The 24,541-nt window shown below is 31.3% G+C and carries 24 protein-coding genes; 6 read left to right on the top strand and 18 right to left on the bottom strand.

What is annotated here, in order from left to right; genetic code table 11:
• Nucleotides 1-15: 15 nt before the first annotated feature.
• The 9 genes from KPL55_RS08645 to KPL55_RS08685 all read right to left on the bottom strand — a co-directional run bounded on the left by KPL55_RS08645 (nucleotide 16) and on the right by KPL55_RS08685 (nucleotide 7,676).
• A complete protein-coding gene (locus KPL55_RS08645; protein ID WP_216306312.1) occupies nucleotides 16-1,392 on the bottom strand; it encodes a sensor histidine kinase in 1,377 nt (458 codons plus the stop codon).
• Nucleotides 1,383-2,042 carry a response regulator transcription factor gene (locus KPL55_RS08650; protein WP_216306313.1) on the bottom strand — a complete coding sequence of 220 codons (660 nt, stop codon included), beginning with the start codon at nucleotides 2,040-2,042 and terminating at the stop codon, nucleotides 1,383-1,385. The genes KPL55_RS08645 and KPL55_RS08650 overlap by 10 nt, the downstream gene beginning before the upstream one ends.
• 112 nt (nucleotides 2,043-2,154) lie before the next feature.
• Nucleotides 2,155-2,898, bottom strand: a complete 744-nt coding sequence (locus KPL55_RS08655; protein WP_216306314.1) for a lantibiotic immunity ABC transporter MutG family permease subunit — start codon at nucleotides 2,896-2,898, stop codon at nucleotides 2,155-2,157.
• Nucleotide 2,899: 1 nt separating this feature from the next.
• Nucleotides 2,900-3,625 (bottom strand): lantibiotic immunity ABC transporter MutE/EpiE family permease subunit, encoded by a 726-nt coding sequence (locus KPL55_RS08660; protein ID WP_216306315.1) that lies wholly within the window; start codon nucleotides 3,623-3,625, stop codon nucleotides 2,900-2,902.
• Nucleotides 3,625-4,332 (bottom strand): lantibiotic protection ABC transporter ATP-binding protein, encoded by a 708-nt coding sequence (locus KPL55_RS08665; protein ID WP_216306316.1) that lies wholly within the window; start codon nucleotides 4,330-4,332, stop codon nucleotides 3,625-3,627. The genes KPL55_RS08660 and KPL55_RS08665 overlap by 1 nt, the downstream gene beginning before the upstream one ends.
• Before the next feature lie 139 nt (nucleotides 4,333-4,471).
• Entirely contained in the window at nucleotides 4,472-5,035 is a 564-nt protein-coding gene (locus tag KPL55_RS08670; protein ID WP_216306317.1) for a hypothetical protein, read from the bottom strand.
• A gap of 20 nt (nucleotides 5,036-5,055) precedes the next feature.
• Nucleotides 5,056-5,994, bottom strand: a complete 939-nt coding sequence (locus KPL55_RS08675; protein ID WP_216306318.1) for a DUF4349 domain-containing protein — start codon at nucleotides 5,992-5,994, stop codon at nucleotides 5,056-5,058.
• Between the two features lie 185 nt (nucleotides 5,995-6,179).
• Nucleotides 6,180-7,259: an HD-GYP domain-containing protein gene (locus tag KPL55_RS08680; protein ID WP_216306319.1), complete on the bottom strand. Its 1,080-nt coding sequence runs from the start codon at nucleotides 7,257-7,259 to the stop codon at nucleotides 6,180-6,182.
• A 264-nt stretch (nucleotides 7,260-7,523) separates the two neighbouring features.
• Nucleotides 7,524-7,676 (bottom strand): hypothetical protein, encoded by a 153-nt coding sequence (locus KPL55_RS08685; protein ID WP_216306320.1) that lies wholly within the window; start codon nucleotides 7,674-7,676, stop codon nucleotides 7,524-7,526.
• A 231-nt stretch (nucleotides 7,677-7,907) separates the two neighbouring features.
• Here KPL55_RS08685 and KPL55_RS08690 point away from each other — a divergent pair, with 231 nt between their 5' ends.
• Nucleotides 7,908-8,861 (top strand): ParM/StbA family protein, encoded by a 954-nt coding sequence (locus KPL55_RS08690; protein ID WP_216306321.1) that lies wholly within the window; start codon nucleotides 7,908-7,910, stop codon nucleotides 8,859-8,861.
• A 16-nt stretch (nucleotides 8,862-8,877) separates the two neighbouring features.
• Nucleotides 8,878-9,225: a hypothetical protein gene (locus KPL55_RS08695; protein ID WP_216306322.1), complete on the top strand. Its 348-nt coding sequence runs from the start codon at nucleotides 8,878-8,880 to the stop codon at nucleotides 9,223-9,225.
• Between the two features lie 48 nt (nucleotides 9,226-9,273).
• On the opposite strand, the gene KPL55_RS08700 is transcribed toward KPL55_RS08695, so the two are convergent.
• Nucleotides 9,274-11,436, bottom strand: coding sequence for a DNA topoisomerase III (locus tag KPL55_RS08700; protein WP_216306323.1), 2,163 nt, complete (start codon nucleotides 11,434-11,436; stop codon nucleotides 9,274-9,276).
• Between the two features lie 322 nt (nucleotides 11,437-11,758).
• Between KPL55_RS08700 and KPL55_RS08705 the strand changes: the two genes are divergently transcribed.
• Nucleotides 11,759-12,541 carry a 3'-5' exonuclease gene (locus KPL55_RS08705; protein ID WP_216306324.1) on the top strand — a complete coding sequence of 261 codons (783 nt, stop codon included), beginning with the start codon at nucleotides 11,759-11,761 and terminating at the stop codon, nucleotides 12,539-12,541.
• Nucleotides 12,542-12,585: 44 nt separating this feature from the next.
• Here KPL55_RS08705 and KPL55_RS08710 read toward each other — a convergent pair whose 3' ends face one another.
• A complete protein-coding gene (locus KPL55_RS08710) occupies nucleotides 12,586-13,032 on the bottom strand; it encodes a hypothetical protein (RefSeq protein WP_246599358.1) in 447 nt (148 codons plus the stop codon).
• 598 nt (nucleotides 13,033-13,630) lie between these two features.
• Here KPL55_RS08710 and KPL55_RS08715 point away from each other — a divergent pair.
• On the top strand, nucleotides 13,631-13,951 hold the full coding sequence (locus tag KPL55_RS08715) for a DUF1540 domain-containing protein (protein WP_216306325.1): 321 nt from the start codon (nucleotides 13,631-13,633) through the stop codon (nucleotides 13,949-13,951).
• A 54-nt stretch (nucleotides 13,952-14,005) separates the two neighbouring features.
• Here KPL55_RS08715 and KPL55_RS08720 read toward each other — a convergent pair whose 3' ends face one another.
• The 7 genes from KPL55_RS08720 to KPL55_RS08750 form a co-directional block, all read right to left on the bottom strand.
• Complete coding sequence (locus KPL55_RS08720; protein ID WP_216306326.1) at nucleotides 14,006-14,686, bottom strand: pseudouridine synthase; 681 nt, start codon at nucleotides 14,684-14,686, stop codon at nucleotides 14,006-14,008.
• Nucleotides 14,683-15,687: an isocitrate/isopropylmalate dehydrogenase family protein gene (locus KPL55_RS08725; protein ID WP_216306327.1), complete on the bottom strand. Its 1,005-nt coding sequence runs from the start codon at nucleotides 15,685-15,687 to the stop codon at nucleotides 14,683-14,685. Before KPL55_RS08725 ends, KPL55_RS08720 begins: the two co-directional genes overlap by 4 nt.
• Nucleotides 15,688-15,691: 4 nt before the next feature.
• Entirely contained in the window at nucleotides 15,692-17,626 is a 1,935-nt protein-coding gene (locus KPL55_RS08730; RefSeq protein ID WP_216306328.1) for an aconitate hydratase, read from the bottom strand.
• Nucleotides 17,627-17,710: 84 nt separating this feature from the next.
• On the bottom strand, nucleotides 17,711-19,063 hold the full coding sequence (locus KPL55_RS08735) for a hydroxymethylglutaryl-CoA lyase-like TIM-barrel protein (protein ID WP_216306351.1): 1,353 nt from the start codon (nucleotides 19,061-19,063) through the stop codon (nucleotides 17,711-17,713).
• 273 nt (nucleotides 19,064-19,336) lie between these two features.
• Nucleotides 19,337-20,179: a CPBP family intramembrane glutamic endopeptidase gene (locus tag KPL55_RS08740; protein ID WP_216306329.1), complete on the bottom strand. Its 843-nt coding sequence runs from the start codon at nucleotides 20,177-20,179 to the stop codon at nucleotides 19,337-19,339.
• 217 nt (nucleotides 20,180-20,396) lie between these two features.
• Complete coding sequence (locus KPL55_RS08745) at nucleotides 20,397-20,861, bottom strand: hypothetical protein (protein ID WP_216306330.1); 465 nt, start codon at nucleotides 20,859-20,861, stop codon at nucleotides 20,397-20,399.
• Nucleotides 20,862-20,990: 129 nt separating this feature from the next.
• A complete protein-coding gene (locus KPL55_RS08750; RefSeq protein ID WP_216306331.1) occupies nucleotides 20,991-22,049 on the bottom strand; it encodes an NADH:flavin oxidoreductase in 1,059 nt (352 codons plus the stop codon).
• 217 nt (nucleotides 22,050-22,266) lie between these two features.
• Between KPL55_RS08750 and KPL55_RS08755 the strand changes: the two genes are divergently transcribed.
• On the top strand, nucleotides 22,267-23,364 hold the full coding sequence (locus KPL55_RS08755; RefSeq protein ID WP_216306332.1) for a stage II sporulation protein P: 1,098 nt from the start codon (nucleotides 22,267-22,269) through the stop codon (nucleotides 23,362-23,364).
• A 190-nt stretch (nucleotides 23,365-23,554) separates the two neighbouring features.
• A complete protein-coding gene (locus KPL55_RS08760; protein WP_216306333.1) occupies nucleotides 23,555-24,412 on the top strand; it encodes a MurR/RpiR family transcriptional regulator in 858 nt (285 codons plus the stop codon).
• Nucleotides 24,413-24,541 lie beyond the last annotated feature (129 nt).

Genomic DNA, 24,541 nt, shown 5'->3' on the forward strand with positions numbered 1-24,541 from the left:
GTCCTCATGTTTTTTTTAGTTAATAATATTGGGTATCTCTATTCTTACCCGGGCGCCACCAGTGATAGGTGAGTTTGCTATATGGAGCATTCCACCATGGAGCTCCACAAATGACTTCGTAATATACAAACCCATCCCAAAATGAATTTTTGAGGCCCTGCTACTATCGCCCATATAAAATTGTTTTGTTGCATATTTTACACCGCCATTTGAAAAACCTTTACCGCTATCTGTTATTATGAAAATAATTTTATTGTCGATCAATTTTACCTCAAAATAAATTTGACCATTATTCGGGGAGTAATCCACCGCATTTGAAATAACATTCATAATTGAACGGTGAAGTAGAGCTTGATCAATTATAATTTCAGCAGGTACATCGATTTCAGTAAACTCTACCTTAAGTCCCTTGATATTTGCAATTGCTTCAAGCTGGTGGTGAATTGTATTTATAAAGTTCCTATAATCTATCCTTTCAGGTTGTAGAAATAGTCCTTTTTCTGAATTTGAAATATTAATTAGTGTTTTTATATACTGATCTATTTGCGCAGTATTTTTATAAATATAATCAACATATTCTCTCTGCTCTTTATCTAATTTTGAATCAGACAACAATTCAGAATTTCCATTAATAATTGTTAATGGTGTCTTAATGTCGTGTGCAAGAGCTGAAATTTGTTCCTTCCTTACTTGTTCAATATTCCACTGTTGCTTCAAAGAATTCTTCAATTCTGTTTTCATGTCTGATATTGAAAAAAGGACAGCATTGAATTCTTTGATTCCTGAATATTCTATTTTAAAATCAAGATCCTGCTTTTTTATTTTTTCGGTAGCTCTTAAGAGGGTCTTCAAATGTTTGTTTAGATTTTTTGCACAAACAGTAGTAATTATTAGAACAATGAAAAAATATAAGATGGCAAAGATTACGATCATACTGACTTCTGGAGACGGGAGATGTTGGTTCAAAAACTCAGATTGATAGCTAATTTTAATATAATATTGTAAAACACAAAATCCATCTTGTCTTTCAATTAAATAGTAATTCTTTTGGGTTATATTTTTAGTGTAATTCCCCTTAGCATATTCTGTTGCCGAAAGTAAGTCCTGACTCTCTAAATTTGTTTTTATAACTCCATATTCTTTATCCAAAACAACAAATTTACATCCATAGGGTATTATCACCTCTGTGATTTCAGGTACAGATGCAATCAATGGTTTAGCTAACCTAGCCAAGTTCTCACTATAATTTGCAGTAAAAATTAATTCTCTTTGTATTCCCAAATTTAAAATCCCCATATATAACAAAGCCGCAACAATAAAAGCTAGTCCTAACGTTATTAAATACTTGAAAAATACTACCTTTAGAGTAAGAACCTTTTTCTTCATTCCCATTTGTATCCTATCCCCCATATTGTCTCTATTGGAGACTTTACGAAAAACGCCAGTTTTGCACGTATGTTTTTAACATGCTCTGTAATAGCCGAACTGTCGCTTTCGCCATCGTATCCATATACGGCTTCGTATATCTTTTCTTTTGAAAAAACCTGACCTTGATTTTTTGCAAGAAATTCGCAGATATTATATTCACTTTTAGTTAAAGGTATTTTTTTACTATTAACTAAAACCTCTTTGCCCAATAAATTAAACTTTAAACCAGAGATACAAAATGTACAACGTTTTTCACGGTTTTCGCGCCTGAGGTAAGCATTTACTCTGGCTCTTAATTCCCCCATGCCAAATGGTTTTGTAATGTAATCATCTGCGCCAAGTCCTAATCCATACATAATGTCTATTTCCATAGCTTTTGCTGTTAGAAAAATAATGGGACAGTCCACAACATCTCGAATTTTCAAGCAAAATGTAAATCCATCCATACCAGGCATCATCACATCCAGTAAAATCAAATCATACTTTACGAATTCACTAGATAGAATTTTTTCGGGATTTGTTACTGTAGTTACCAAATGATTATCTTTATGAAGAATATTTTTAATTAAAGTAAGAATATCGGGCTCATCATCGATAACTAGAATTCTTGCCATCCAAAACCACTCCTTCTGTGTCAATAAACAGTTAACCATAAATAACATTAACTCAACTTATATTATACATAAATTTCAAAACAAAATACAGATTCTGCTTACTATATTTTTCTTATTCATAGGACTTTCTACCTTCCCACTTTTCGAACCAAAATAGACTTTCAACAAAGGCTATACATACGGCAAATAACATGATAAATACTCCTTGCTTCGTATCAACAGCTACAAAAGAACTTGTAGAATAATTGGCCCACTCTACAACTAGGTAATCGCAAAATCTTACACCCCATGCACAGGGAAGAAAATGCCATACATTATCTCCGAGACCAGTAAGCATAAGAGCAGAAATCAGACTTTCAAAAACTCCAAGCGCTGCGGAGGCTCCTTTTCCAAATTGAAGACTCATGAACACGTGCAAGATATATAGAAATATGTTTCCTATTACTAATGCTCCTGCGGCTTTCAAGTAAAATATATTGGGCATTGTTTGGAATCCAAGTGCAAATGTTCCTACAGCAAGTATAATAGAAAAGCTTCCCAATAAAAGTAAAATAATTAGCTTACTCAAATACGTGGTGTTTTTTGATTTCGTACTGCACAGTAGTGTTTGAAAATTTCCAGCTTGCTCTTCATGCTCAATTACTATACCGCTTATTATTCCTATCAGCAAAGGAAATGCAATTGCTAGGGTCTCCAGATACCCACTTATTTTTTTTACTGTGTCAAATGAAGATAATCTATAATACTCCAAAAACATGAATGCTACCGCTAGTGGAATAAGTAAATGAATCCACGGAATGGAAGTATGTCTTAATTTATAAAAATCCGATTTTATACATCTAACTAAAGCAATCATATTAATTAACCTCCTGTTTTTCAAACCAATTAGTGGTAACAATCATTAGCAAAACAAACAGTATAATGGACAGAATAATTCCAATTGGAATCACGACTGGATTTCGCAGTGGATCTCCTATGCCTGCTAGCTCTCCATTTGGCAAAATCCCAAGAATGGGACACATAATACGTGACGTCCAACTATAAGGAGAAATCCACCACATTGATGTACTTACAGCCATAACATTTAATACAGTTCCAACTCCAACGCTTATCAAAACCGTCCCTAGCATTCCCAGTTTCTTCGCTAAAAACATACAAAGTGGAATCTGCCATAAAGATGTAACTGCAATCAAACCAGCTCCGGCAAATGCACTAAAAACCGGTATGGGATGGATCCTTAGATAACTTCCTAAAAAAATTCCAACTATAAAAATCATACATGAGAAAGTCATATAAATCCCGTTTGTCAAAACTTTTGAAATCCACACTTTTTTTAAAGAAATTGGCAGACCAAATACAGCCCTATAGCGTAACTTTTTTTGCTCCGCATCGTTAGTCATTACTGCCATTATTGAAATATATCCTGGTAATATCAGCGTGTACCACCAATTGAAGCTATTGGTTTCAAAATATCTTCCGGTCATAAATCCAAATAACAAAGTAACTATAGGTGCGATAAGAATCAGTTTTTTTATAAATGTTCTCTTACATTTCAAATTTTCAGCCTGTAAATATTTGAGCATTATAAATCCTCCTTCCTATTCTTTTTCACAACCTCTGTGAAAAGTACTTCCAAATCTTCATCAGGATTAATTTTGCCGTTATACCCGAGTACCCCATTACTGATGATACCAATGTGATCTGCAATAAGTTCAACCTCAGACAATATATGGCTAGATAGGATAACTGTCATTCCCTGTGCTGGAAAAGAACGTATTAACTCACGTAAATCTTGTATTCCAAGAGGATCTAGGCCATTTGCAGGCTCATCCAAAATTAATAATTTGGGTTTATTTAGTAGTGCAATTGCAATTCCAAGGCGCTGCTTCATTCCCATAGAAAACTGTCCTGCTTGTTTTTTCTTTGTGTTTGTCAAATCAACCCTTTCAAGTACTTCTTTAATACGAGAATTTGGAAGTCCTAAAAGAATGGTTCGGACTTTAATGTTTTCAACTGCCGTCAAATTTTCATAAAGAGGAGGAGATTCAATCAAAAGTCCTATGTCAGAAAGATCCTTTCTGCTCCATGCATGGTCCTCAAAAATAATTTCTCCTGATGTTGGATGAAGCATTCCTGTAACCATTTTTAATAGAGTTGATTTCCCAGCACCATTAGGACCTAGCAATCCATAGACAGAATTCTCCTTAATTGAAAGCGAAATTTTATCCACAGCACGTTCTCCTTTAAAAGTTTTGCAAAGATTCTTTGTTTGTAAAATATATTTCTCCATATTCATCTTCCTTTCTCGAGTTCACCTCATACTATAGCTAACGTTTATAAGGATTCTATAAGGATTTAATAAATATGCCATTACTTGAGAACGTAAAAATAACACAACATATAAAAACTCTTATACATTGTGTTATCTTTTATAACTTAATTTCATCTATGATTTTAATAACCAAATTAAAACTTTGTTCCAGTTCTTTATAATCATTTACTATTCCATTGATTTCTAAATATAAAATATTTTCATCAATCTTTTTCCCTTTTCTAATTTCCATACAAAATAAATCATGTGTTCTTACCAAATTAGTAATCTCATCATCTTTAAATAATTCACCTAAAGCATTTTCATCATTAGTTCTTAAAATAAATTTATTAAAGATTTCATTATCAATTTTTACGTTTTCAAGTTTATTGAGATAAGCAACTGGTGTATAAATGCTTCCCTTTTTTCTTAATTTAAAAATTAAATTATTTTTTGTAATATAATTGGCCGTTATTTGTGTATTCATACCGCTTTCGTTATTAACCCTCCTGTATGCTTTATAACATATATATCCTTCTCCATTCTTTATTTTTATACTTTGCTCTTTTATTATATTTCCTTTTTCAAATATACCATTCTTATTTAATGCAAATTTCCTCCATACATCAGAACACGTCCATCCGAATATATCCGATATATTGGACTTATTAGTATCTAACATAAACATCGCCCTCTCATGAATTATCTTTTTTTCTTTATGTGTATATATACATACCTTCCTATTATAAATAAGATTGATAAAACAACTGCATAAGGCAATACTACAAATACAATTACAATAAACCCCTTACCAAAATCAGCTAACGTTTTAAGTGATGATGTAAATCCATTTGAAATTTTATGCCCGTAGGAAACAGATGTTTCTTTTATTTTGTGAACCTCTGATATCTGTATATTTAATGTGCAATAATCTATTAAATTATCCCATTTTTTAAGACTACCTGTCAAACTCTCTATTTCATATCTTACGTCACTTAATTCCTTTTCTAAGACTATTATATCTTTAAGCTCACCAGTCTTCTTTAAAAGTGTGAGTAATCTTTCCTCTTGAATGTTTAGTGATTTCAAATGTGCTTGCGTATCAAAATATGCTGTCGTTACATCCTCACTTGAGATTTTCTGATTTGTAATGCTACCCAAGCTTCCAATATCAGATATAAAACTATCAAATTTAGTCTTAGGAATTCTTAGTATAAATTCGCCTCTTCTACTTTCTTCACCTGGGTTTACCTTTGCTGCAATACTATTACCTGAAATATTAGAACTTTGAACATAAGCACCCATGCTAGCAGTTTTACTTAAAATCTGCTTTACGGTGTTGTCAAAGCTTATCGTTTCCATGTCTATTATTCCTTTTCTTATTATCTTGCCCTGTCCTTCTAAAGAATTAACCAAAGCATCCTTTGATTCGTTCACTGCCTTAGCATCGTTTTTTTGAGTATCACCATTGGTACCAGCAACACTATTTTCACTTAACCCACTATTATTATCGGGAATAGACACGCTAACCTTGTCCTCACTTGATGAACTTGACTTACTAGATGAACATCCCACAATAAGAATACTAACCATTGTTATTAATATTAGTATTGCTAGTAAACCCTTATATTTACTTTTCACTATATATCCCCCCCGAAAAATGTAGTTGTAAACATTGATAATAGTCCCATATATATACTATTATACTATAAAATTATTCACCCTATCCGTATTTTTATTTACAATTTATTTTAGGATTCGACATAGATAAAATCAAGATAATGTGATATACATTATAAATTAATCCACTATTAATATCACAGTTATCAATTATATAACAACGCATCACCTGTCCCTATAATAGTTACATTATAGTTAGATTCCTTAAGATTTATTAAGTATGGTACAACTAATTTATCACCAGACTTTATAATTCTCACTGAAGGTCTTAATCCATAACTCGAATAATTTTCAACAACTATTCCAACTAAATAATTACTCAGGTTTACACAAGTACCTATTGGATATGGGGCTATCTTAGACGAAAGAATTTTGACTAGAGATTGGTCAAACATAGTTCCACCTCCACCCATAATATACTCAATACCCTCGGATGGTAACACTCCTTTTCTATATGGTCTATCAGATATAAGAGCATCATATACATCAGCAATTGCTATTATACGTCCAAATATCGATATATCCTTACCTTTTATATTTAATGGATAACCTGTGCCATCATACCTTTCATGGTGCTGATATATTCCCATATAAACTTTTGTATTTAAATCTAAATTTCCTTTTACATATCTGTAACCATTTTCAGAGTGTTGTTTTACTATTTCAAACTCATCACCTGTTAATTTGCATGGTTTATCTAGTATTTCATTGGGCGTGTATATTTTACCTATATCATGTAATAATGATGATGTTGCTAATAAATATAAGTCTTCCTTATTTAGTTCAAGCGCTACCCCTACTATAATTGATAATACACAAACATTTACCGAATGGTAAAACGTATACTCACTTGATACTCTTAAATCCATCATATTAACTATTGTATCTTCATTACCTGATATTTCATCAACAATATCCTCTATTACACTCTCCACAACTTTAATCGAAGATTCTATATCTTTCCTTTTCCTATTTGGTTGCATTAGATTCTTTATTGATTTTATTGCTTTCATTTTTAACCCTTCACTAATAATATCTGTTACAGTAATATCCTCTGACATTTTGTCATTTATATATAATCCACTATAACCTAGATCAATTAATTTATTTACATATGATGTTTGTATAATTGTTTCTTTCCTTAAAAGCATTTCCCCATTCTCACCATATAACGTTTTACCTAAAATCATGCCTTCTGTTATATATTTAATTGGTATATATCTCATATAATCCCACCTCGTATAAATTAAAATAATCAATAACTAAGCTAACTGTTAATAATATTTGTTATGTCGAACATCCGTATAGTAATACTATTACTCTTATTAAGATTAATGTATTCTTATTGGTTTGTAAAGGATAAATTGTATTTATTTAAAATATTTTGTATTAATATGTCATATTATCATACAAAAAAACACAATGCATAAACAAATTTTTATACATTGTGTTTTTTATCATTATTTTAATTAAAAGATAATAATATACTCCTAACTAACAAATGCTGTTAAATATTCATTAACATTTTTAGATATCTCTTTTCTTATCCAATCATTATTATGTAATAATTCATGCTGCTCCTCAGTAATCCTAATAGATAACACCTTCGTTTTACTATTCTCACCTTTTTTTCTACCCCTCATATTCTCCTCCTATATATATTCCATTTAATGTAAACCCAATTTAACTATAAGTATATCTTAATTATTTTACGTTTACAATAATTAAAATATATATTTATTGTAAATATTGTAATTTATTGAAATTTGTAGTATATTGATAAGGTAATAAAAATTAATACTTTTATTACCTTACAAGTATTAAAAGTATTACTAAGTACTACTTTTAGTACATGTTCAAATAGGAGGGGTATTATGATTAATCAAGTTCTTTTTTTAGGACAAGACCATGGATATTCAGCATTGAAGGATTCTTCTAACCATTGCTTTACAAGTAGTGTCCTTGAAGGCAAAAAGTTAGCTGTAGCATCAGATGATACTGTTGAAGTGAAAATTGGAGATAAATACTATACAATAACAAACCAAGGAAAAAAACTGTCTGGAATTAACAAGGTAAAAGGTGAAATTGATAGAGAGATAATCAAAGTATTAACATTAGCATCAATATATAAATCGTCATTTGAACAAGTAGACGATGTAGAATGTAATCTTTGCGTTGGATTACCAATTCAATACTATAACCAGCAATGTGAGGCCTTTGAGAAATATATAAAAACCGCTTGTGATAACCAACTAGTTAGTGTTAATGGGGGAAAAGAGAAACTTATAAATATAAGCAATATAACTACTATTCCTCAAGCATCTGGTCTGCCTTTTTTGTATGAGGAAGAATTTAAAGATATTCCTAACAGTGTTGTGATAGATTTTGGGCATTACACAATAGACGTAAGTTTCTATAGTTTTATGGACCTTGAGGACGTAAATGCCTCTATGCCTACAGGTACAAAAGACATTTTCGGCAAACTTTCTAGACGTTTGAATGAAGAATTTGATATAAATATTAATGAAAAAGATATGGAGAGAGTACTCCAGAAAGGCTACGTAAAAGATATGGATGGAAAAGTGCATGACTTGTCAGTACTCGATCCATTAAAAGATAATTACATATACGATATCATCACTAGCCTTAAAGCAGAATATAGACAAATCGGTCAAGCTGATAAAATTTATATAATTGGTGGAGGTGCCATATCATTTAAAGAAGATATCAAAAAATATATCAAGAATGATGTTGTATTCGTTGATAATCCTCGTTTTGCGAATGCTAATTCATTTCAAAAAGTTGCCCAACTATCATTCAATGTTTAAAGTGAGGTGATAAAGAGTGGCTAATAAAGTTACTTTTAAACGTGTAAAATCCATAGTTTTTGGAAAACAAGATGAGGACTTTTTTAATGAATTAAATAAGTCTGGGTACTTTGATAAAAACTGGAGTAACAAAATAAAGCAACTGATAAAATCCGATTTTTATGGTAGAAAGGAAGATCTTGTTATTTTTACTAAAGATCAAGAAAATGTTATAGTCGATATTATTAAAAAATATATAAAAGATATTAAATTGCCACTTAATGACAACGCAATTGACGAGGTTGTTTGTGACAAAGAAAATATAGACAAAAGCAAAGAAGCTCTACAAGCGCTAAGTAATCTTCAAAGATTTAGAAAAAAATAAAACTGTAACACAACGTATAAGTCACTTATATATTGTGTTACAGTTTTACTATTTTAAATTAAACTTAGCAAAAGCCTCAGCCATTGCGGAATTACCAGTTCCTTCATCTTCTTTATTCTGCTGATTTAAGAACTTGTTAACATCTTTTTTATTTAATGCACTTTTTTCTGTATCTCGACGTTTGTTAAACGCTGATAGTTTTTCTCTGTAGCCACAACCACAAGTGAAAATCTTATTGTCTCCATCCCCTCTTATCTCCATTTTCTTATGGCAAGTAGGACAACGTGCATTAGAAACTTGTGATACACCTTTACGATATCCACATTCTCTATCTGGGCATACTAGCATCTTTCCTCTTTTGCCATTAACCTCAAGAAGATACTTACTACACTCAGGGCATTTCATTCTTGTAGCATTGTCATGATTATATATTTCGCCAGAAGCTGCAACGTTCTTAACAAGCTTCACTGCATATTCTCTCATATCTTTTACGAAGTTCATGGAGTTAGCTTTTCCTTTACTTATAAGTTGAAGCTGTTTTTCCCATTTTGCAGTAAGCTCTGGAGACTTTAATTCCTCTGGAACTAATCCTATTAGCTGTATTCCTTTCGATGTTGGAAATATATCTTTACCTCTTCTCTCCATATAAAATATGTTAAATAGTTTTTCTATTATATCAGCACGAGTTGCAGAGGTTCCTAGGCCTGAGGTATTATCCAAAGCTTCTCTTAAACTCTCATCCTGTATATCTTTCCCTGGATGCTCCATCGCTGTAAGTAGCGTTGCTTCATTATACCTAGCTGGTGGCTTAGTTTTCTCATTCACTGATTTAACTAAGGTAAGTTTTACTGCCTCACCTTTATTAATTGGTGGAAGTGATTGATCTTTATCTTCACTGCCCTCAGAACTGCTTATTTCTTTCCATCCCTTTGATTTAACTATTTTCCCTTTTGCAGAGAATCTTTCACCCTTAACATCTATAACTACAGTTGTTTGCTCATATTCAAAAGCAGGACTTAGCACTTCTAAGAATCTTTTTATAACTAAGTCATAAATACTTCTCTCTTCTTTGTTAAGGCTTGATAAATCTACATGCTGCTCTGTAGGAATTATAGCATGATGGTCTGATACCTTACTATTATCCACAAGTCTACTTGTAGTATGAATTCTACCCTTTATTATGCTTCTAGCTGCTTTCTCATATGGTCCTATAGCTACGCTCTTTAGCCTATCAAGTAACGTTGCTACTATATCTGTGGTAATATGCCTAGAATCCGTTCTTGGATAAGATAAGATCTTATGAGTTTCATATAACTTCTGCATTATATTAAGAGTTTGTTTTGCAGAAAATCCAAATTTTCTATTTGCATCCCTTTGAAGTTCTGTTAAATCATATGCAAGTGGTGGAAGCTCTTTTTTAGATGCTTTATTAAGTTCTACAACAGTTCCCATTTGATTGTTTACTTTAACTGCAATGTCTTCTGCCTTTTTCTTATCAAAGGTACGTGCTTCACCATTTTTACTTGACCAATGAACATTGAAATTATTTACCTTACCATTTACCGTCCAGTAATCCTTTGGAATGAATCTTTTTATTTCATTTTCTCTATCAACAATAAGTGCTAATGTTGGCGTCTGTACTCTTCCAGCTGATAATTGAGCATTATATTTACAAGTTAGGGCCCTCGTAACGTTAAGGCCTATAAGCCAATCCGCCTCCGCTCTTGATTGCGCTGCCCAAAATAAGTTTTCATAATCTTTTCCTGGTTTAAGACTAGCGAATCCATCCTTTATAGCTTTTTCGGTTTGAGATGAAATCCATAACCTCTTTATAGGCTTTTTAAATCCTGCTTTTTGAATTATCCATCTTGCTACTAATTCTCCTTCTCGTCCTGCATCTGTAGCTATTACTAGTTCATCTACATCTGCTTTTTTAAGGAGTTCACGTACAATCTTATATTGCTTTGCAGTTTCCTTAATAACTACCAGTTTTAAATCCTTTGGTAACATAGGAAGATCTTCCATTTTCCAAGCTTTATATTTTACATCATAATCCTCAGGGCCTGCTAGTGTTACTAAATGTCCTAATGCCCAAGTTACAATATATTTTGCTCCCATTAAATACCCATTTCCGCCTTGAGTACAATTTAAGACTTTTGCAAGCTCGCGACCAACTGATGGTTTTTCTGCAAGCACTAATATTTTTCCCATATATAAAACTTCCTCTCGTATGACTATAATTTACTGAGCTATACTCAGTTTTCTTTCTTCATCTATATGTAATTACTTTTCTCATAATACTAATAGCTATTTTTGTTAATATTTTTATAAGAACATAATACCCTAACTATACTTATTATAACTACTTTAGTTCCAATATTCAAATTTTGTTAGCCTAAGAGATCTAGTTAAGGTGTTTTTTGTTATTATAAATGATATACTACATAATATATTATAATTAGAAATATACTATAGTTATATGATATTTTTCCATCTATTTATATCAAAATTAAATAAGTTTAGAGGTTATTAAATGAATTATATAGTATTTGATTTGGAATTTAATCAAGGTTACAATTTTGGAAAAGAAACTGAAAATAAATCAAACCCCAAGTGCCCTTTTGAAATAATTCAGATAGGCGCAGTAAAACTGAATGAAAATTTTGAGACTATCGGGGCTTTGGATGTGTTAGTTAAACCAGAAATTTACACTAAAATTAATCCTTTTGTAAAAGAAATTACTGGAATAACAATGGAGGATCTTAATTACGGCAAATCCTTCAAAGAGATGTATGATGAACTAGCTGACTTCGTTAAAACCGATGAAAATGTACTATCTGTGTGGGGCGTGGCAGATATCACTGAATTATTTAGAAACATAGCATACCATGGTTTAGATGCTTCCATTATACCTACATCGTACATCAACATTCAATCATATGCCTCTAAGCAACTTGGTTGTAAAAAAGGAATAAACATCGGGTTAGGTAATGCTGCAAAACTACTAAGTATCCCTATTGAAAGTGAATTTCACAATGCTTTCAATGATGCTTATTACACTGCAAAGGTTTTTAAGCTAATTTATAACGAGGATATCAAAACCAAGGTATACGATCCATATAAACCTATGAAGGTTAGGAGACTAGCTACTCCAAACTATAAAATTGATTTCGTTAGTTTGTCAAAACAATTTGAGAAAATGTTTGACAGAGAAATGACAAAAGAAGAAAAATCCATAATTAAACTAGCATATATTATGGGTAAAACAAATCAGTTTCAAACTAAAAATATTGATGAATTAAGCACAAAAAAATAAAACCAGTATAGAGCTATCTTCTATACTGGTTTTTTATACTTTTATTAAATTTCTGTTTCTTCGTTTACTTTAACATCTTCAACATTAGCATATTTATTTTCTAAATTAGCTTTTCTGTTGTCTAATGTATTAAGATTTATAGGATGAGTAACCATATCTTCAGTAGTACTCATTATAAATCTATTAAGATAAATTTTTCCTTCAGGAGTATTTGCTACAGCATAAGGTTCTGTATCTTTCTTAAATAAAACCCATGTGTAGTCATTGTTAACTACTCTATTCAAATCTTCTTTATCAATTATAGTTCTTGCTTTCTCTTTACCATATCTGTCTCTTAATATCACACCAACAGAATCTTCATCATGTTCTTCATAATCATTAATTGTATTCTGATTATAAACTTCAAGGTTACATTTTCTATTGTCTAGAGTATCTCCATTAATGTGCCTTACAGGCGCTTTTGGATGAACATCTAATATAAATGATTGCAAACTTTGCTTTCTTCTATATTTCTTTTCTTCAATATAATATGAACCTAAATTTTGTGCTAAGAAATTATTGAAGTCTTTGTTCCACTCTGCAAACCAACGACCTTTTTCTAATACTTTTTTTAAATCTTCAGTATCTATTTTACAATCAATAGTTGTGCCATCTTTTTTAACTATTTTTAAGTAAGTAACTTCTTCAAGTGTTTGATATTTATTAAGTTTAACTTCTACCTTAGCAGTTTCTACTTTAGTGGTTTCTACTTTACTATTTACTTTTTTGTTTCCAATTTCGTTTTTTATGATAGGACACCTCTTTCTTCTATTTAGGCATCTTAAAAAAATAACCAGTCAGCATGCTAGCCTATTTTTTTTATATGCCTTTAAGGGATTTAAAATTATATAAATAATTTTAATATTTCCCTATTTTTTTTAATAACAACTCGATTTTCTCTAGAACACACATGTTTATTTTTACTACATTATTCTTATTATATCACATTCAGCAGCTTATAAACACCAAAACTTAAAATGATTTTATATTATTAATAATTTGTTTTACTTTTGGTTAAACTTGTAGTAGATACATTAAGGAGGAGATTACATGTCAAAAATTAACTGTGGCGTTGAAAATTGCTCACATAATAATGAACATACATGTTTTGCAAACATAATCAATGTTGGTGGTAAAAGTGCAAGAAAAGAATCTGATACCTGTTGTGCTTCATTTTTAGATAGTCTTGCCTATAGTTCTCTTACAAATATTATAGATACCAATAGTCATGGATGCGACGTAGTTTCTTGTACTGTAGTCACATGCACCTATAACTCAAACGAACTCTGCAGCGCTAAATCAATAGAAGTTAATGGACACAATGTTAATCTTTATTCAGAAACAGATTGCTTAACTTTTAACCATAAATAATAAAATAGTTATTGATAACAAAAGGGTTCCTTAGTATCACTACTAAGAAACCCTTTATCTATTACTTAATTCTACTACCTCTTTATCCGTAAGGTGTCGCCACGCTCCAATTTCTATACCATCAATTTTTATATCAATAATTCGAATTCGCTCAAGCCTCACAACTGTAAATCCAAAAGTCTTGCTCATTCTACGGATTTGTTTGTTTAATCCTTGCGTTAAAATAATACTAAAAGTATCACTTGATACTCTATTAACTTTGCATGGCCTTGTATTAACACCGCAAATTTGAACTCCCTTTGACATTCCTTCTATAAAAAGGTCATCAAAAGGCTTATTTACAGTTACTATATACTCTTTTTCATGTTCATTATCAGAATTTAATATATTATTTGACCAGTCACCATCATTAGTCATAAGTATTAAACCCTCAGATGCCTTATCGAGTCTCCCAACTGGAAATATGTACTGGGGGTACTCCATGAAATCAATTATATTGTTTTCTACTGTTTTCGCTGCAGTACAAGTAATTCCTACAGGCTTATTTAGAGCAATATAAATCTTCTTCCTCGCTGAAACATTCTCATTATCAATAAGAATATCATCTTCGATTTCCACCCATTGACCTGGAATACATAGCTTGCCATTTACAATTATTCTATTTTCAACTATAAGTCTATTAGCATCAGTCCTTGAACAAATGCCATAATTACTAAGGAGTTTATTTATTCTCATTTAGCCATTTGATCAATAACAACCTGTGTAAATTCAATAGTTCCAGTAGTACCACCTAAATCACAAGTTAAGTGTTTTCCTTCTTTTAGGACAGCTTCTACAGCTTTTTCTATTTTAATTGCTGCCTCTTTTTCTCCTATATATCTTAACATCATAACTGCTGAGAGAATACACGCAGTAGGATTTGCTATGTTCTGCCCTGCTATATCTGGAGCTGAACCATGAGCTGGTTCAAAAACTGCGCCGTCTTCTCCAATATTTGCTCCTGGAACTAGTCCAAGACCACCAACTAGACCTGCCGCCATATCAGATAATATATCTCCATATAGATTAGGCATTACAAGTACATCATATTTTTCTGGATTCATTACAAGTTTCATACTCATAGCATCAACTATTACGTCTCCAAAAGCTATTTCTTTATGTTTTTCTGCAACATTTCTTGCACATCTTAAAAAAAGTCCATCAGAAAGTTTCATAATATTTGCTTTGTGAACAGCTATTACTTCCTTTCTATTTTGATCTTTTGCTAGTTTAAAAGCATATTCTACTATTCTATCACTAGCTTTTTTACTTATTATTTTTATGCTCTCTGCAATATCCTCAGTAATCATATGCTCTATTCCTGCATATAAATCTTCACTGTTTTCTCTTACTACTATTAGATCTACATTTTCAAATCTTGAAGGAACACCTTCAAAAGTTCTTATAGGGCGTATATTAGCATAAAGATTTAATTCCTGTCTTAATGTAACATTAACGCTTTTAAACCCTTTGCCTACTGGTGTTGTAACAGGACCTTTTAGTGCAACTTTATTCTTTTTAATGCTCTCTAAAACATATGGAGGCATAGGAGTATTAAACTCCTCTATAACTTCTGCGCCCATACGCACTATTTCCCAATTAATTTTGACTCCACTTTTTTCTAGAACTTTAACAGTAGCCGCAGTTACTTCTGGTCCAATTCCGTCTCCCGGTATAAGTGTAATATTATGCTCCATACTTCTAAACCTCTCCTTTTTTCTTGTTTTTCATAAGATTTATTAATCCACCGTGTATAAGCATCTCTTTTTCTCTTTGAGTTACTTCAGGTAAAGTTTTATATTCCGTATTTTTTGTTATATTTTTCACTATAACAACGTCTTTTGCAATCTGATCCGCCGCATCTTCTATTACTAATTCATCCATAAATGATATATCTTCATAGTCATTTGTATTTTCGAACACCAATGGAATTATAGCATTGTTAATTAAATTAGCTTTATGAATTCTTGCAAAAGATTTAGCAAGAACAACTGTAATCCCTAAGAAAAGAGGTGCAAGTGCTGCATGTTCCCTACTTGATCCTTGACCATAATTTGATCCTGCAACTATAATTCCACCACCATTTTCTTTAGCTTTAGTTGGAAAATTCTCATCACTTGGAGTTAAACAAAATTCTGCAAGATAAGGAATATTAGATCTAAATGGAAGTAATTTAGCATTAGATGGCATTATATCATCCGTTGTAATGTTGTCCCCTAGTTTAGTTAAAACTTTACCCTCTACATTTCCTACTAATTCTTTAGCTATAGGGAATGGTTTAATATTAGGGCCTCTTTTAACTACTAAGCCTTCTCCATTCTCAGCGGGCGATATTATTAAATTATCATTAATCAAGAATTTTTCTGGCATAGGCACAACAACCGCTTCACCAAGTTCTCTTGGATCCGTTATATATCCCATAAGCGCTGACGCAACCGCAACTTCTGGGCTCACAATATAAACACTTGCAGAAACGGTTCCCGATCTACCCTTAAAGTTTCTATTAAAGGTTCTTAGAGATACCGCATTAGTTGCAGGTGCTTGACCCATTCCTATACAAGGACCACATGCACTTTCGAGTATTCTTGCCCCAGAATCAATCATATCTCCAAGTGCACCATTTTTAGATAACATATTTAACACTTGTTTTGAACCTGGTGCAATAGCAAGTGAGACTTCATCAGGTATAGTTTTTCCTAGAAGTATTTTTGACACTTTCATCATATCAACATAAGATGAATTAGTACAGCTTCCTATTAACACTTGGTCTACTTTTATATCTTTTAAAGATGACACTAAAACTACTTTATCTGGGCTATGTGGACAAGCAGCAAGAGGTTCTATTTTGCTTAAATCTATTTCAACTACTTCATCATATACTGCTTCATCATCTGCTTTTAGCTCTACATAATCTTTTTCTCTATCCTGTGCTTTTAAGAATGCGTGAGTTACTTCATCACTAGGGAAGATTGAAGTTGTAGCTCCAAGTTCCGCTCCCATATTTGTAATAGTTGCTCTATCTGGAACACTTAAAGTTTTAAGTCCAGCGCCAGTATATTCAAATACTCTATTAACTCCACCCTTAACTGTTAATCTTCTTAATAACTCTAAAATAATATCTTTAGCTGCAACCCAAGGGCTAAGCTTTCCTGTTAGCTCTACCTTTACAACTTTAGGCATTGTTATATAATATTCTCCGCCGCCCATAGCAACCGCAACATCAAGGCCTCCTGCTCCTATAGCGATCATACCTATTCCGCCACCAGTTGGAGTATGACTATCAGATCCAAGTAAAGTTTGACCTGGCACTCCAAATCTTTCTAAATGAACTTGATGACAAATCCCATTTCCAGTCTTCGAAAAATATATTCCATGTTTTTTTGCTACATTCTGTATATATAAATGATCGTCTGCATTTTCAGGACCCGTTTGTAAAATATTATGGTCTATATATGCAACAGATTTTTTAGTTTGAACTTTATCTATTCCCATAGCCTCAAATTGAAGATACGCCATTGTACCTGTAGAATCTTGCGTTAATGTTTGATCTATTCTAATTGCAATCTCATTACCCGTAATCATTTCACCCTTAACTAGATGAGCCTTAATTATTTTTTGCGTTGCTGTAAATGCCATGATATCCCTCCATTTTTTCGTATATAGATAGTATTAAAATTTGATAATATTAAAGATAGATAGTATTAAAGATATATAATTATATTAACACGCTTTAGTCTTTTGTAATTTTAAACTTAGTTCTGGAATAGCTTTTTTAGCAAATATTTCTAACTCTTCACTTTTCATAACAGTGTTTCTCCCTGACATATATTCTTCATCTACCCACTCTTTTATAATCTGAATTCTATCATCTTTTTTATCTATCTTATCTATTTCTTTTAATCTAAAATAAGTATTAAGCCAAGCCGCTATACCTGCATGTCCTGAATGTTCATTAACCGCAACAACAATTGGCCTACCTAATATTTTTTCTGTATCAAAAATATTATATATTTCTTCATCTTTTAATATTCCATCCGCATGTATTCCAGCTCTCGTAACATTAAATTCACTGCCCACAAAAGGTGTCCTAGGTGGAATACTATATTTAAATTCGCCTTCAAAATATTGACCAATTTCACTTATAAGTTTTAAATTCATATCTTTTACATTACCTTTTATTTGGCCATACTCTATAATCATAGCTTCAAGTGGACAGTTACCTGTTCTCTCTCCGATACCAAATAATGACGTATTTATAGCACTACACCCATGAAGCCATGCTGTAGTAGCATTTGGTACCACATTATAAAAATCATTGTGTCCATGCCACTCAAGGCAATCAGAAGGCACTCCTGCATAAACTCTTAATCCATGTATAATATGTTGTACACTTCTTGGCAGCTCAGTTCCTGCGTAAGGTAATCCAAGTCCTAATGTATCACAGGCTCTAATCTTTATCTTAATACCTGATTTCTTAGAAAGTTCCATAAGTTTTTTAGCTAGCGGAATCACAAACCCAAAGAAATCTGCTCTAGTTATATCTTCAAGATGACACCTTGGAATTATTCCATTTTCTAATGCCTCTTCTACCAGTGATACATATAAATCCATAGCTTCTTGTCTTGTTTTATTTAATTTTTTGAATATATGATAATCTGAGCAAGACATAAGCATTCCTGTTTCCTTAAGCCCCATATCTTTCACTAACTTAAAGTCCTCTTTGTTTGCCCTTATCCAAGAGGTTATTTGGGGATATTTATATCCTCTTTCTAGACACTTTTTAACAGCGTTTTTATCCTTTTGCGTATATAAAAAGAATTCTGTTTGTCTTATTATCCCAGAATTGTTGTCAAGTTTGTGTAAATAATCAAATATTTTTACTATTTGTTTTTCAGTGTAAGTATCCATAGCCTGTTGCCCATCTCTAAATGTAGTGTCTGTAATCCAAATATCATCAGGTATACACATTGGAATTTGTTCACTTCCAAAGACCATCTTTGGAATTTCTGAGTATGGGAATATATCTTTAAATAATTCTGGTTGTTCTTTACTATCTGCATTTAACTTACTCATTGCCATTTTATGAGCATCATTATGGTTTGTTATTTCCTTATTTTTCATTTATTATCCTCCTTGTTATATACCTTATTTTTCATTTTTAGACACTACATTTATTTTAGTCTTTATGAACTTTAGCCTTGTTGAACTTTCAGTTTAAAGCTTATTATATAGTCTATTATAACTTTTGTAAAGATATATTGCAGTTTAATTCTATATTTCAATCATTTTTCGCAATAGTATCTCTTGTGTATAATCTCCCTACAATAATTAAAATAAAAATTAATTTCATACTTCCTTAAATTCTTTGTATATATCTAACTCATTTACAGTTTTACTTTGTTTATGCCACCTACACGCTGCAATTAAAATTATAATTCCTAAAATGATAGCTACTCCATGAAATAATATGCTGTACTTTCCACTTATTAATCCATATAATTCCGAAATTGTAATACCAACCGAATTATTTATAAAATGCGCAAATATGCTTAAATAAATTGAACCTGTATTTAAATATATAGACCCAATAACGATTCCTAGTAAAAATGCATTTATCCCTTGAGGTATATTCATATGAAGTATTGCGAAAAATAGGGCTGATATTATAATTGCCAATATTGGATTCATTTTTCTAGCCATACCTTTTAGCATGATTCCTCTAAAAATAACTTCTTCATATATAGGTGCTATAATAACAGCACTTAGTATCATTATAATTGGTGAAATGGCCATTTCATTAAAAGCTTGAACTATAAAATCAGGCATTGGTATTTTATTGACCAAGTAAATTAAACTATTATCAAATATGGCGCGAAAAGCTATAATGATTAGTGTTACACAAATAAAATTCTTTATTGTTATATTTTGCTTATGCGCTTGTTCTTTCGGCTTTTCACTATACCATTTTAATAAAAGAATAATTACAAAATATTTAACTACTACTCCTGCTCCAAGATTTATATATGGCGCCAACTGCGGACTTTGACTAGTAAATAATTTAATAATTCCTATAGGTACAGCTCCAAAAGCCTCCAATAAAACAGATAAAACCATCACAAAAAAAGCTTTAATTATGCTCAATTTCTTAATACTTATAGTTTCCTTTTCTAGATTCCTTAAGAATTTCATACTAATCCACTCTCCACCTTATTGTATTCTTTAATAACCTTCTATTTAATACTAATGTTAGTATACTATAAACTAGTTAATATGTCGTTATATTACATGTCACGCAGTGATTTAGCTTTAGTTTAATTATTTAAATTAAAAAGAACATACTAGTTTTTATCCAGTATGTTCCTTTCTTTATACAAATTCCAAATTCAGTTTTTTATTTAAAGATAGACTATTTAATCTTTAGACCTTCCATAGGTCCTTTTCCACCATTATGTTTACCTTCACCAGGGCCTATTTTATCAGATTGAGCCTGAGTTATAGTTCCATTGTCAACAAGTGACTTTAAAATATTTACATGCTTATCCTTATTACTTTCCATATATGTTTTACGCTGAGCATCCGTCATACTTTTAGTTTTTTCTCTTTCTGCTTTATGAGCAGCTTCTCTAGCAACCTTCGCTGCTTTAATTTTATCTGCTTGAGCCTGAGTTATAGTTTTATCAGCTACAAGTTTTTTCAAATTTGCGTCGAAGTTCTCTTGTTTTTTAGTATCCCTTTGAACCTGCTGACTAGCTTTTGAAGTATCAGTATTTGTTTGTTTCGTAGTTGCTGCGAATGCACTAACAGAGGATAAAATCATTCCTCCTGTTATTACTCCTGATATTATTTTTGTTTTTAAAGATATGCTTTTCATTTTATCTTCTCCTCACTCTATTTATTTTGCCATGGCTACATTAATAATTATACCCACTAACCGTGTCACCTTAATGTCAACTTAATGTATGGTCTATGGACTTTATGTAAATTTTGTGAGGCAATTATTTTATTTATTATTTTTGTCGTATAAAACTTTTCCTGCACAGACTTTAGACTGACCAAACCACATGCATTTTGCACAATTCAAGCATTTCCCAGTATCTCTTCCCTCTTTGGCGTCATTTGCCCAATTATTATTTATTAGAAATCCCGTAGCAATATCAACAATGTCTATATTTGTTTCATTTAATATATCTTCAGCCATCTCCGCTGATTTAATTCCATTAACCCCAAATACAGGAATTGAGACTACTTCTTTAATTTTTTGCGCTGCATAAATAGCCTGAGAGTATTTATACTCTTTATTTACATGAATTTCTTGCTCACTCATAAAACCATAAGAAATATCAAGGAAATCTATTCCGTTTTTTTCTAATATTTTAGCATAATTTATTCCGTCTTCTATTGTTGGTTCAAATCCTCCCAAACGGATTCCAACAATAAATTCTTTTGGCGTTTTTTCCCTAATTCCATCTATTATTTCTATCACAAATTTTTCAGGGTTTTTGCCATATTCATCAGTTCTCTTATTCACTTTTTTATTTAAAAACTGGCTTATTAAATATGCATGGCATCCATGAAGTTCAACCCCATCATATCCCGCGCTATAAGCTCTTATTGCAGCCTCAATAAAATCATTTTGTATAGATTTTATATCTTCACTACTCATTTCATGCCCAACAACAACACTTCCAGCATAATTTGTATATTCATATGGACTTGGACATATCGGGTCTTCTGATATTCCAACAACTCCAGCATGATGAATTTGAATAAATATTAGACTATTTTCTTCGTGAACAACATCAACTATACTTTTTAACCCTTTAATTTGCCCATCTTCCCATATCCCAAGTTGCTTTTCCATTAATTTTCCATCATCATTAACACACGTAGCCTCTTGAATTATAAGCCCTGCTCCACCTTTAGCTAACTTCCTATAACGTTCTACATTTTCTGGCGCTACATATCCATCAACTCTAAATCCAACTACCATTGGAGGAACACAAATACGATTCTTCATTTTTAAATCTTTAATACTAAACTCGGTAAATAATTTTCCCAAAACTCAACACCCCTATTTACTATTTTTTTTACATTAACCTTCTATATTATACGTCATTATTATATCTTACTAAGAAACCCAATATCAAGTACGCACATTTTTGTGCCTTAGTTTAATAGCTGCTAAGTAATTTTTTTAATTAAATGTAATAATTATTTCTTTAAAGAATATATTTAAAAACAATATGGATTAAACAAAGCTTAGTGGAGGTACGGATATGAGGCTGAAAAATGTTAGAAGAAGATTACTTTTGAGCATTTCCACATTTCTTGTTATTTTTTTATTATGCTTGATTTTGCCTAAAGGTGCTAACGCAGATAGTGCAGATAATTCTTTAATACCTCAAAATAACTTTTATGTTAATATTATTAGTAATACATTAGCTTCGATTGCATTTACAAATAAAACAAATCAAGATTCAAGTGGTGATATTAAATATACAGCTTTATCATTTTTAGGGATAGATATTACCAATCCTATATCAATATTAACAAAACAAATCGCATATTTTGATAACAACAACGGCAATACTGATGTAGTTATAGATAATGAGAGTAATGGTGTAGAAAAAAGAAAAGCATCTGTTCTTAACCCCTTTAAATTAGATGATAATCAGGTAAGTAAATCTGAAGGTTCTAATGTGATTTCAGCCCTCTATAATCCTAAGCTAAAACAAACTCTAAACAATGCAAAACCAAGGGTACTTATTTACCATTCTCATGCAACTGAATCTTACCTAACTTCTGACAATGATAAGTCCAAGAACACCTTTAATATGGACTTAAGAAAAAATGTATGCGCAGTTGGTGATGTAATTGAATATGAGCTAGAAAAAAATTATGGTATTGCCGTTATTCATGATAAAACTTTGCATAATATTGGAGATTATAATGCATCATACATGAAATCCGGAGTTACTTTAGATAAGTATTTGAAGGAATTTGGAGATTTTGATTTAATTATTGATTTGCATCGAGACGGTGTTCCTAGCTCTTTTAAAAATACAAAAACTAAAATAAATGGAAAAGAAGTTGCTAAGTTTACTTTTGCAGTAACACAGAAAAATCCTAGATATGCAAAGCAGAAGAAACTAGTAAGTTCTATGATTGGAATATCGAAAACCTTATTCCCAGGTCTTTTAGACAGCAGAGAAGTCTGGCTCTATGATAAGGGAATAAGATTTTACAATCAAAATAAGAGTGATAATGCAGTGCTCATTGAGGTTGGAAACAATAATAATACTGTCGAACAAGCAAAAAATAGTGGTGTGCTTTTATCAAGAATTATTGCAGAGCAATTAAACGGAAAGAATTAATCCTTAAATTAAATTTAAGAATATATGTAAAAATTTATAAAGTTCGTTGAAACTATGTTTAATAGGTGATAAACTAAAATAACACTAATATTTTATTAAACGTTTTTATTTCATTTAGTTTGAATTAACACAGAAAGAATTGAGTTAACATAGAAAGAATTGAATTAACATTGAAAGGATTGAATTGATTATGGAAAATAACAAACAAGATTTGATGAGATCTATTCAAATCAAGCTGCCACGTTTAAGTAAGGGTCAAAAACTGATCGCTGAATATATTCTAAACCACTATGACAAAGCAGCGTTTATGACAGCTGCCAAATTAGGTACTAGTATAGGAGTAAGTGAGTCAACTGTTGTACGATTTGCAAGCGAGTTAGGATTTAGTGGTTATCCAAAGTTACAAAGGTCACTTCAACAGTTAATTAGGAATAAATTAACTACAGTACAACGAATTGAATTATCTAATGACTACATTACTCAAGAAAATGCACTGAAAAATGTATTAAAAGCTGATATAGAAAATATTAAAGCTACTTCGGAAAAAATAAACTATCAAACTTTTGAAGATATTGTTAATTCATTATTCAAAGCTAGAAAGATATATATAATTGGACTTAGAGACTCATCTGCATTGTCAGAATTCTTAGCTTTCTATTTAAATCTTATTTTAGATAATGTTGAGCTAGTTGCATATGGTGTTAGTGATATATTCGAGCAGATGCTTAATATTAATGAACAAGACATAGTTATTGGGATAGGATTTCCTAGGTATGCTATAAGAACAATCGAAGCTCTAACCTTTGCTAGAAGCAAACATGCCACTATTGTATCAATTACAGATAGTTTATTATCTCCATTATCAGTGAACGCTGACTATACTTTAGTTGCACAAAGTAATATGACTTCATTTGTTGACTCCTTAGTAGCACCACTTAGTGTAATAAATGCATTAATCATAGCTGTTGGCTTAAGAGAAAAAGAAAAAATCTCAAAAACTTTCTCTACTTTAGAGGATATATGGCAAGATTATAAAGTTTATCTTTAAATATTGGAAACCAAGACCCATATCTATGATATGGGTTTCTTTGCGTCCATATATAAGAAAATATTTAAGTATACGTTTTCATTAATTTGTATTTTTTAAATTACGACAGTTACATATATAATAATATCC

The organism is Clostridium lacusfryxellense (assembly GCF_018861735.1).
GTDB classification, from domain to species: Bacteria; Bacillota; Clostridia; order Clostridiales; family Clostridiaceae; genus Clostridium_AD; species Clostridium_AD lacusfryxellense.

Excerpts from the sequence above, each read along its gene's own strand:
- KPL55_RS08670 (WP_216306317.1), bottom strand. The coding sequence starts at position 5,035 with ATGTTAGATACTAATAAGTCCAATATATCGGATATATTCGGATGGACG.
- KPL55_RS08760 (WP_216306333.1), top strand. The coding sequence starts at position 23,555 with ATGGAAAATAACAAACAAGATTTGATGAGATCTATTCAAATCAAGCTG.
- KPL55_RS08755 (WP_216306332.1), top strand. The coding sequence starts at position 22,267 with ATGAGGCTGAAAAATGTTAGAAGAAGATTACTTTTGAGCATTTCCACA.
- KPL55_RS08690 (WP_216306321.1), top strand. The coding sequence starts at position 7,908 with ATGATTAATCAAGTTCTTTTTTTAGGACAAGACCATGGATATTCAGCA.
- KPL55_RS08715 (WP_216306325.1), top strand. The coding sequence starts at position 13,631 with ATGTCAAAAATTAACTGTGGCGTTGAAAATTGCTCACATAATAATGAA.
- KPL55_RS08680 (WP_216306319.1), bottom strand. The coding sequence starts at position 7,259 with ATGAGATATATACCAATTAAATATATAACAGAAGGCATGATTTTAGGT.
- KPL55_RS08655 (WP_216306314.1), bottom strand. The coding sequence starts at position 2,898 with ATGATTGCTTTAGTTAGATGTATAAAATCGGATTTTTATAAATTAAGA.
- KPL55_RS08685 (WP_216306320.1), bottom strand. The coding sequence starts at position 7,676 with ATGAGGGGTAGAAAAAAAGGTGAGAATAGTAAAACGAAGGTGTTATCT.
- KPL55_RS08725 (WP_216306327.1), bottom strand. The coding sequence starts at position 15,687 with ATGGAGCATAATATTACACTTATACCGGGAGACGGAATTGGACCAGAA.
- KPL55_RS08665 (WP_216306316.1), bottom strand. The coding sequence starts at position 4,332 with ATGGAGAAATATATTTTACAAACAAAGAATCTTTGCAAAACTTTTAAA.
- KPL55_RS08745 (WP_216306330.1), bottom strand. The coding sequence starts at position 20,861 with ATGAAAAGCATATCTTTAAAAACAAAAATAATATCAGGAGTAATAACA.
- KPL55_RS08705 (WP_216306324.1), top strand. The coding sequence starts at position 11,759 with ATGAATTATATAGTATTTGATTTGGAATTTAATCAAGGTTACAATTTT.
- KPL55_RS08660 (WP_216306315.1), bottom strand. The coding sequence starts at position 3,625 with ATGCTCAAATATTTACAGGCTGAAAATTTGAAATGTAAGAGAACATTT.
- KPL55_RS08740 (WP_216306329.1), bottom strand. The coding sequence starts at position 20,179 with ATGAAATTCTTAAGGAATCTAGAAAAGGAAACTATAAGTATTAAGAAA.
- KPL55_RS08645 (WP_216306312.1), bottom strand. The coding sequence starts at position 1,392 with ATGGGAATGAAGAAAAAGGTTCTTACTCTAAAGGTAGTATTTTTCAAG.
- KPL55_RS08730 (WP_216306328.1), bottom strand. The coding sequence starts at position 17,626 with ATGGCATTTACAGCAACGCAAAAAATAATTAAGGCTCATCTAGTTAAG.
- KPL55_RS08700 (WP_216306323.1), bottom strand. The coding sequence starts at position 11,436 with ATGGGAAAAATATTAGTGCTTGCAGAAAAACCATCAGTTGGTCGCGAG.
- KPL55_RS08650 (WP_216306313.1), bottom strand. The coding sequence starts at position 2,042 with ATGGCAAGAATTCTAGTTATCGATGATGAGCCCGATATTCTTACTTTA.
- KPL55_RS08720 (WP_216306326.1), bottom strand. The coding sequence starts at position 14,686 with ATGAGAATAAATAAACTCCTTAGTAATTATGGCATTTGTTCAAGGACT.
- KPL55_RS08735 (WP_216306351.1), bottom strand. The coding sequence starts at position 19,063 with ATGAGTAAGTTAAATGCAGATAGTAAAGAACAACCAGAATTATTTAAA.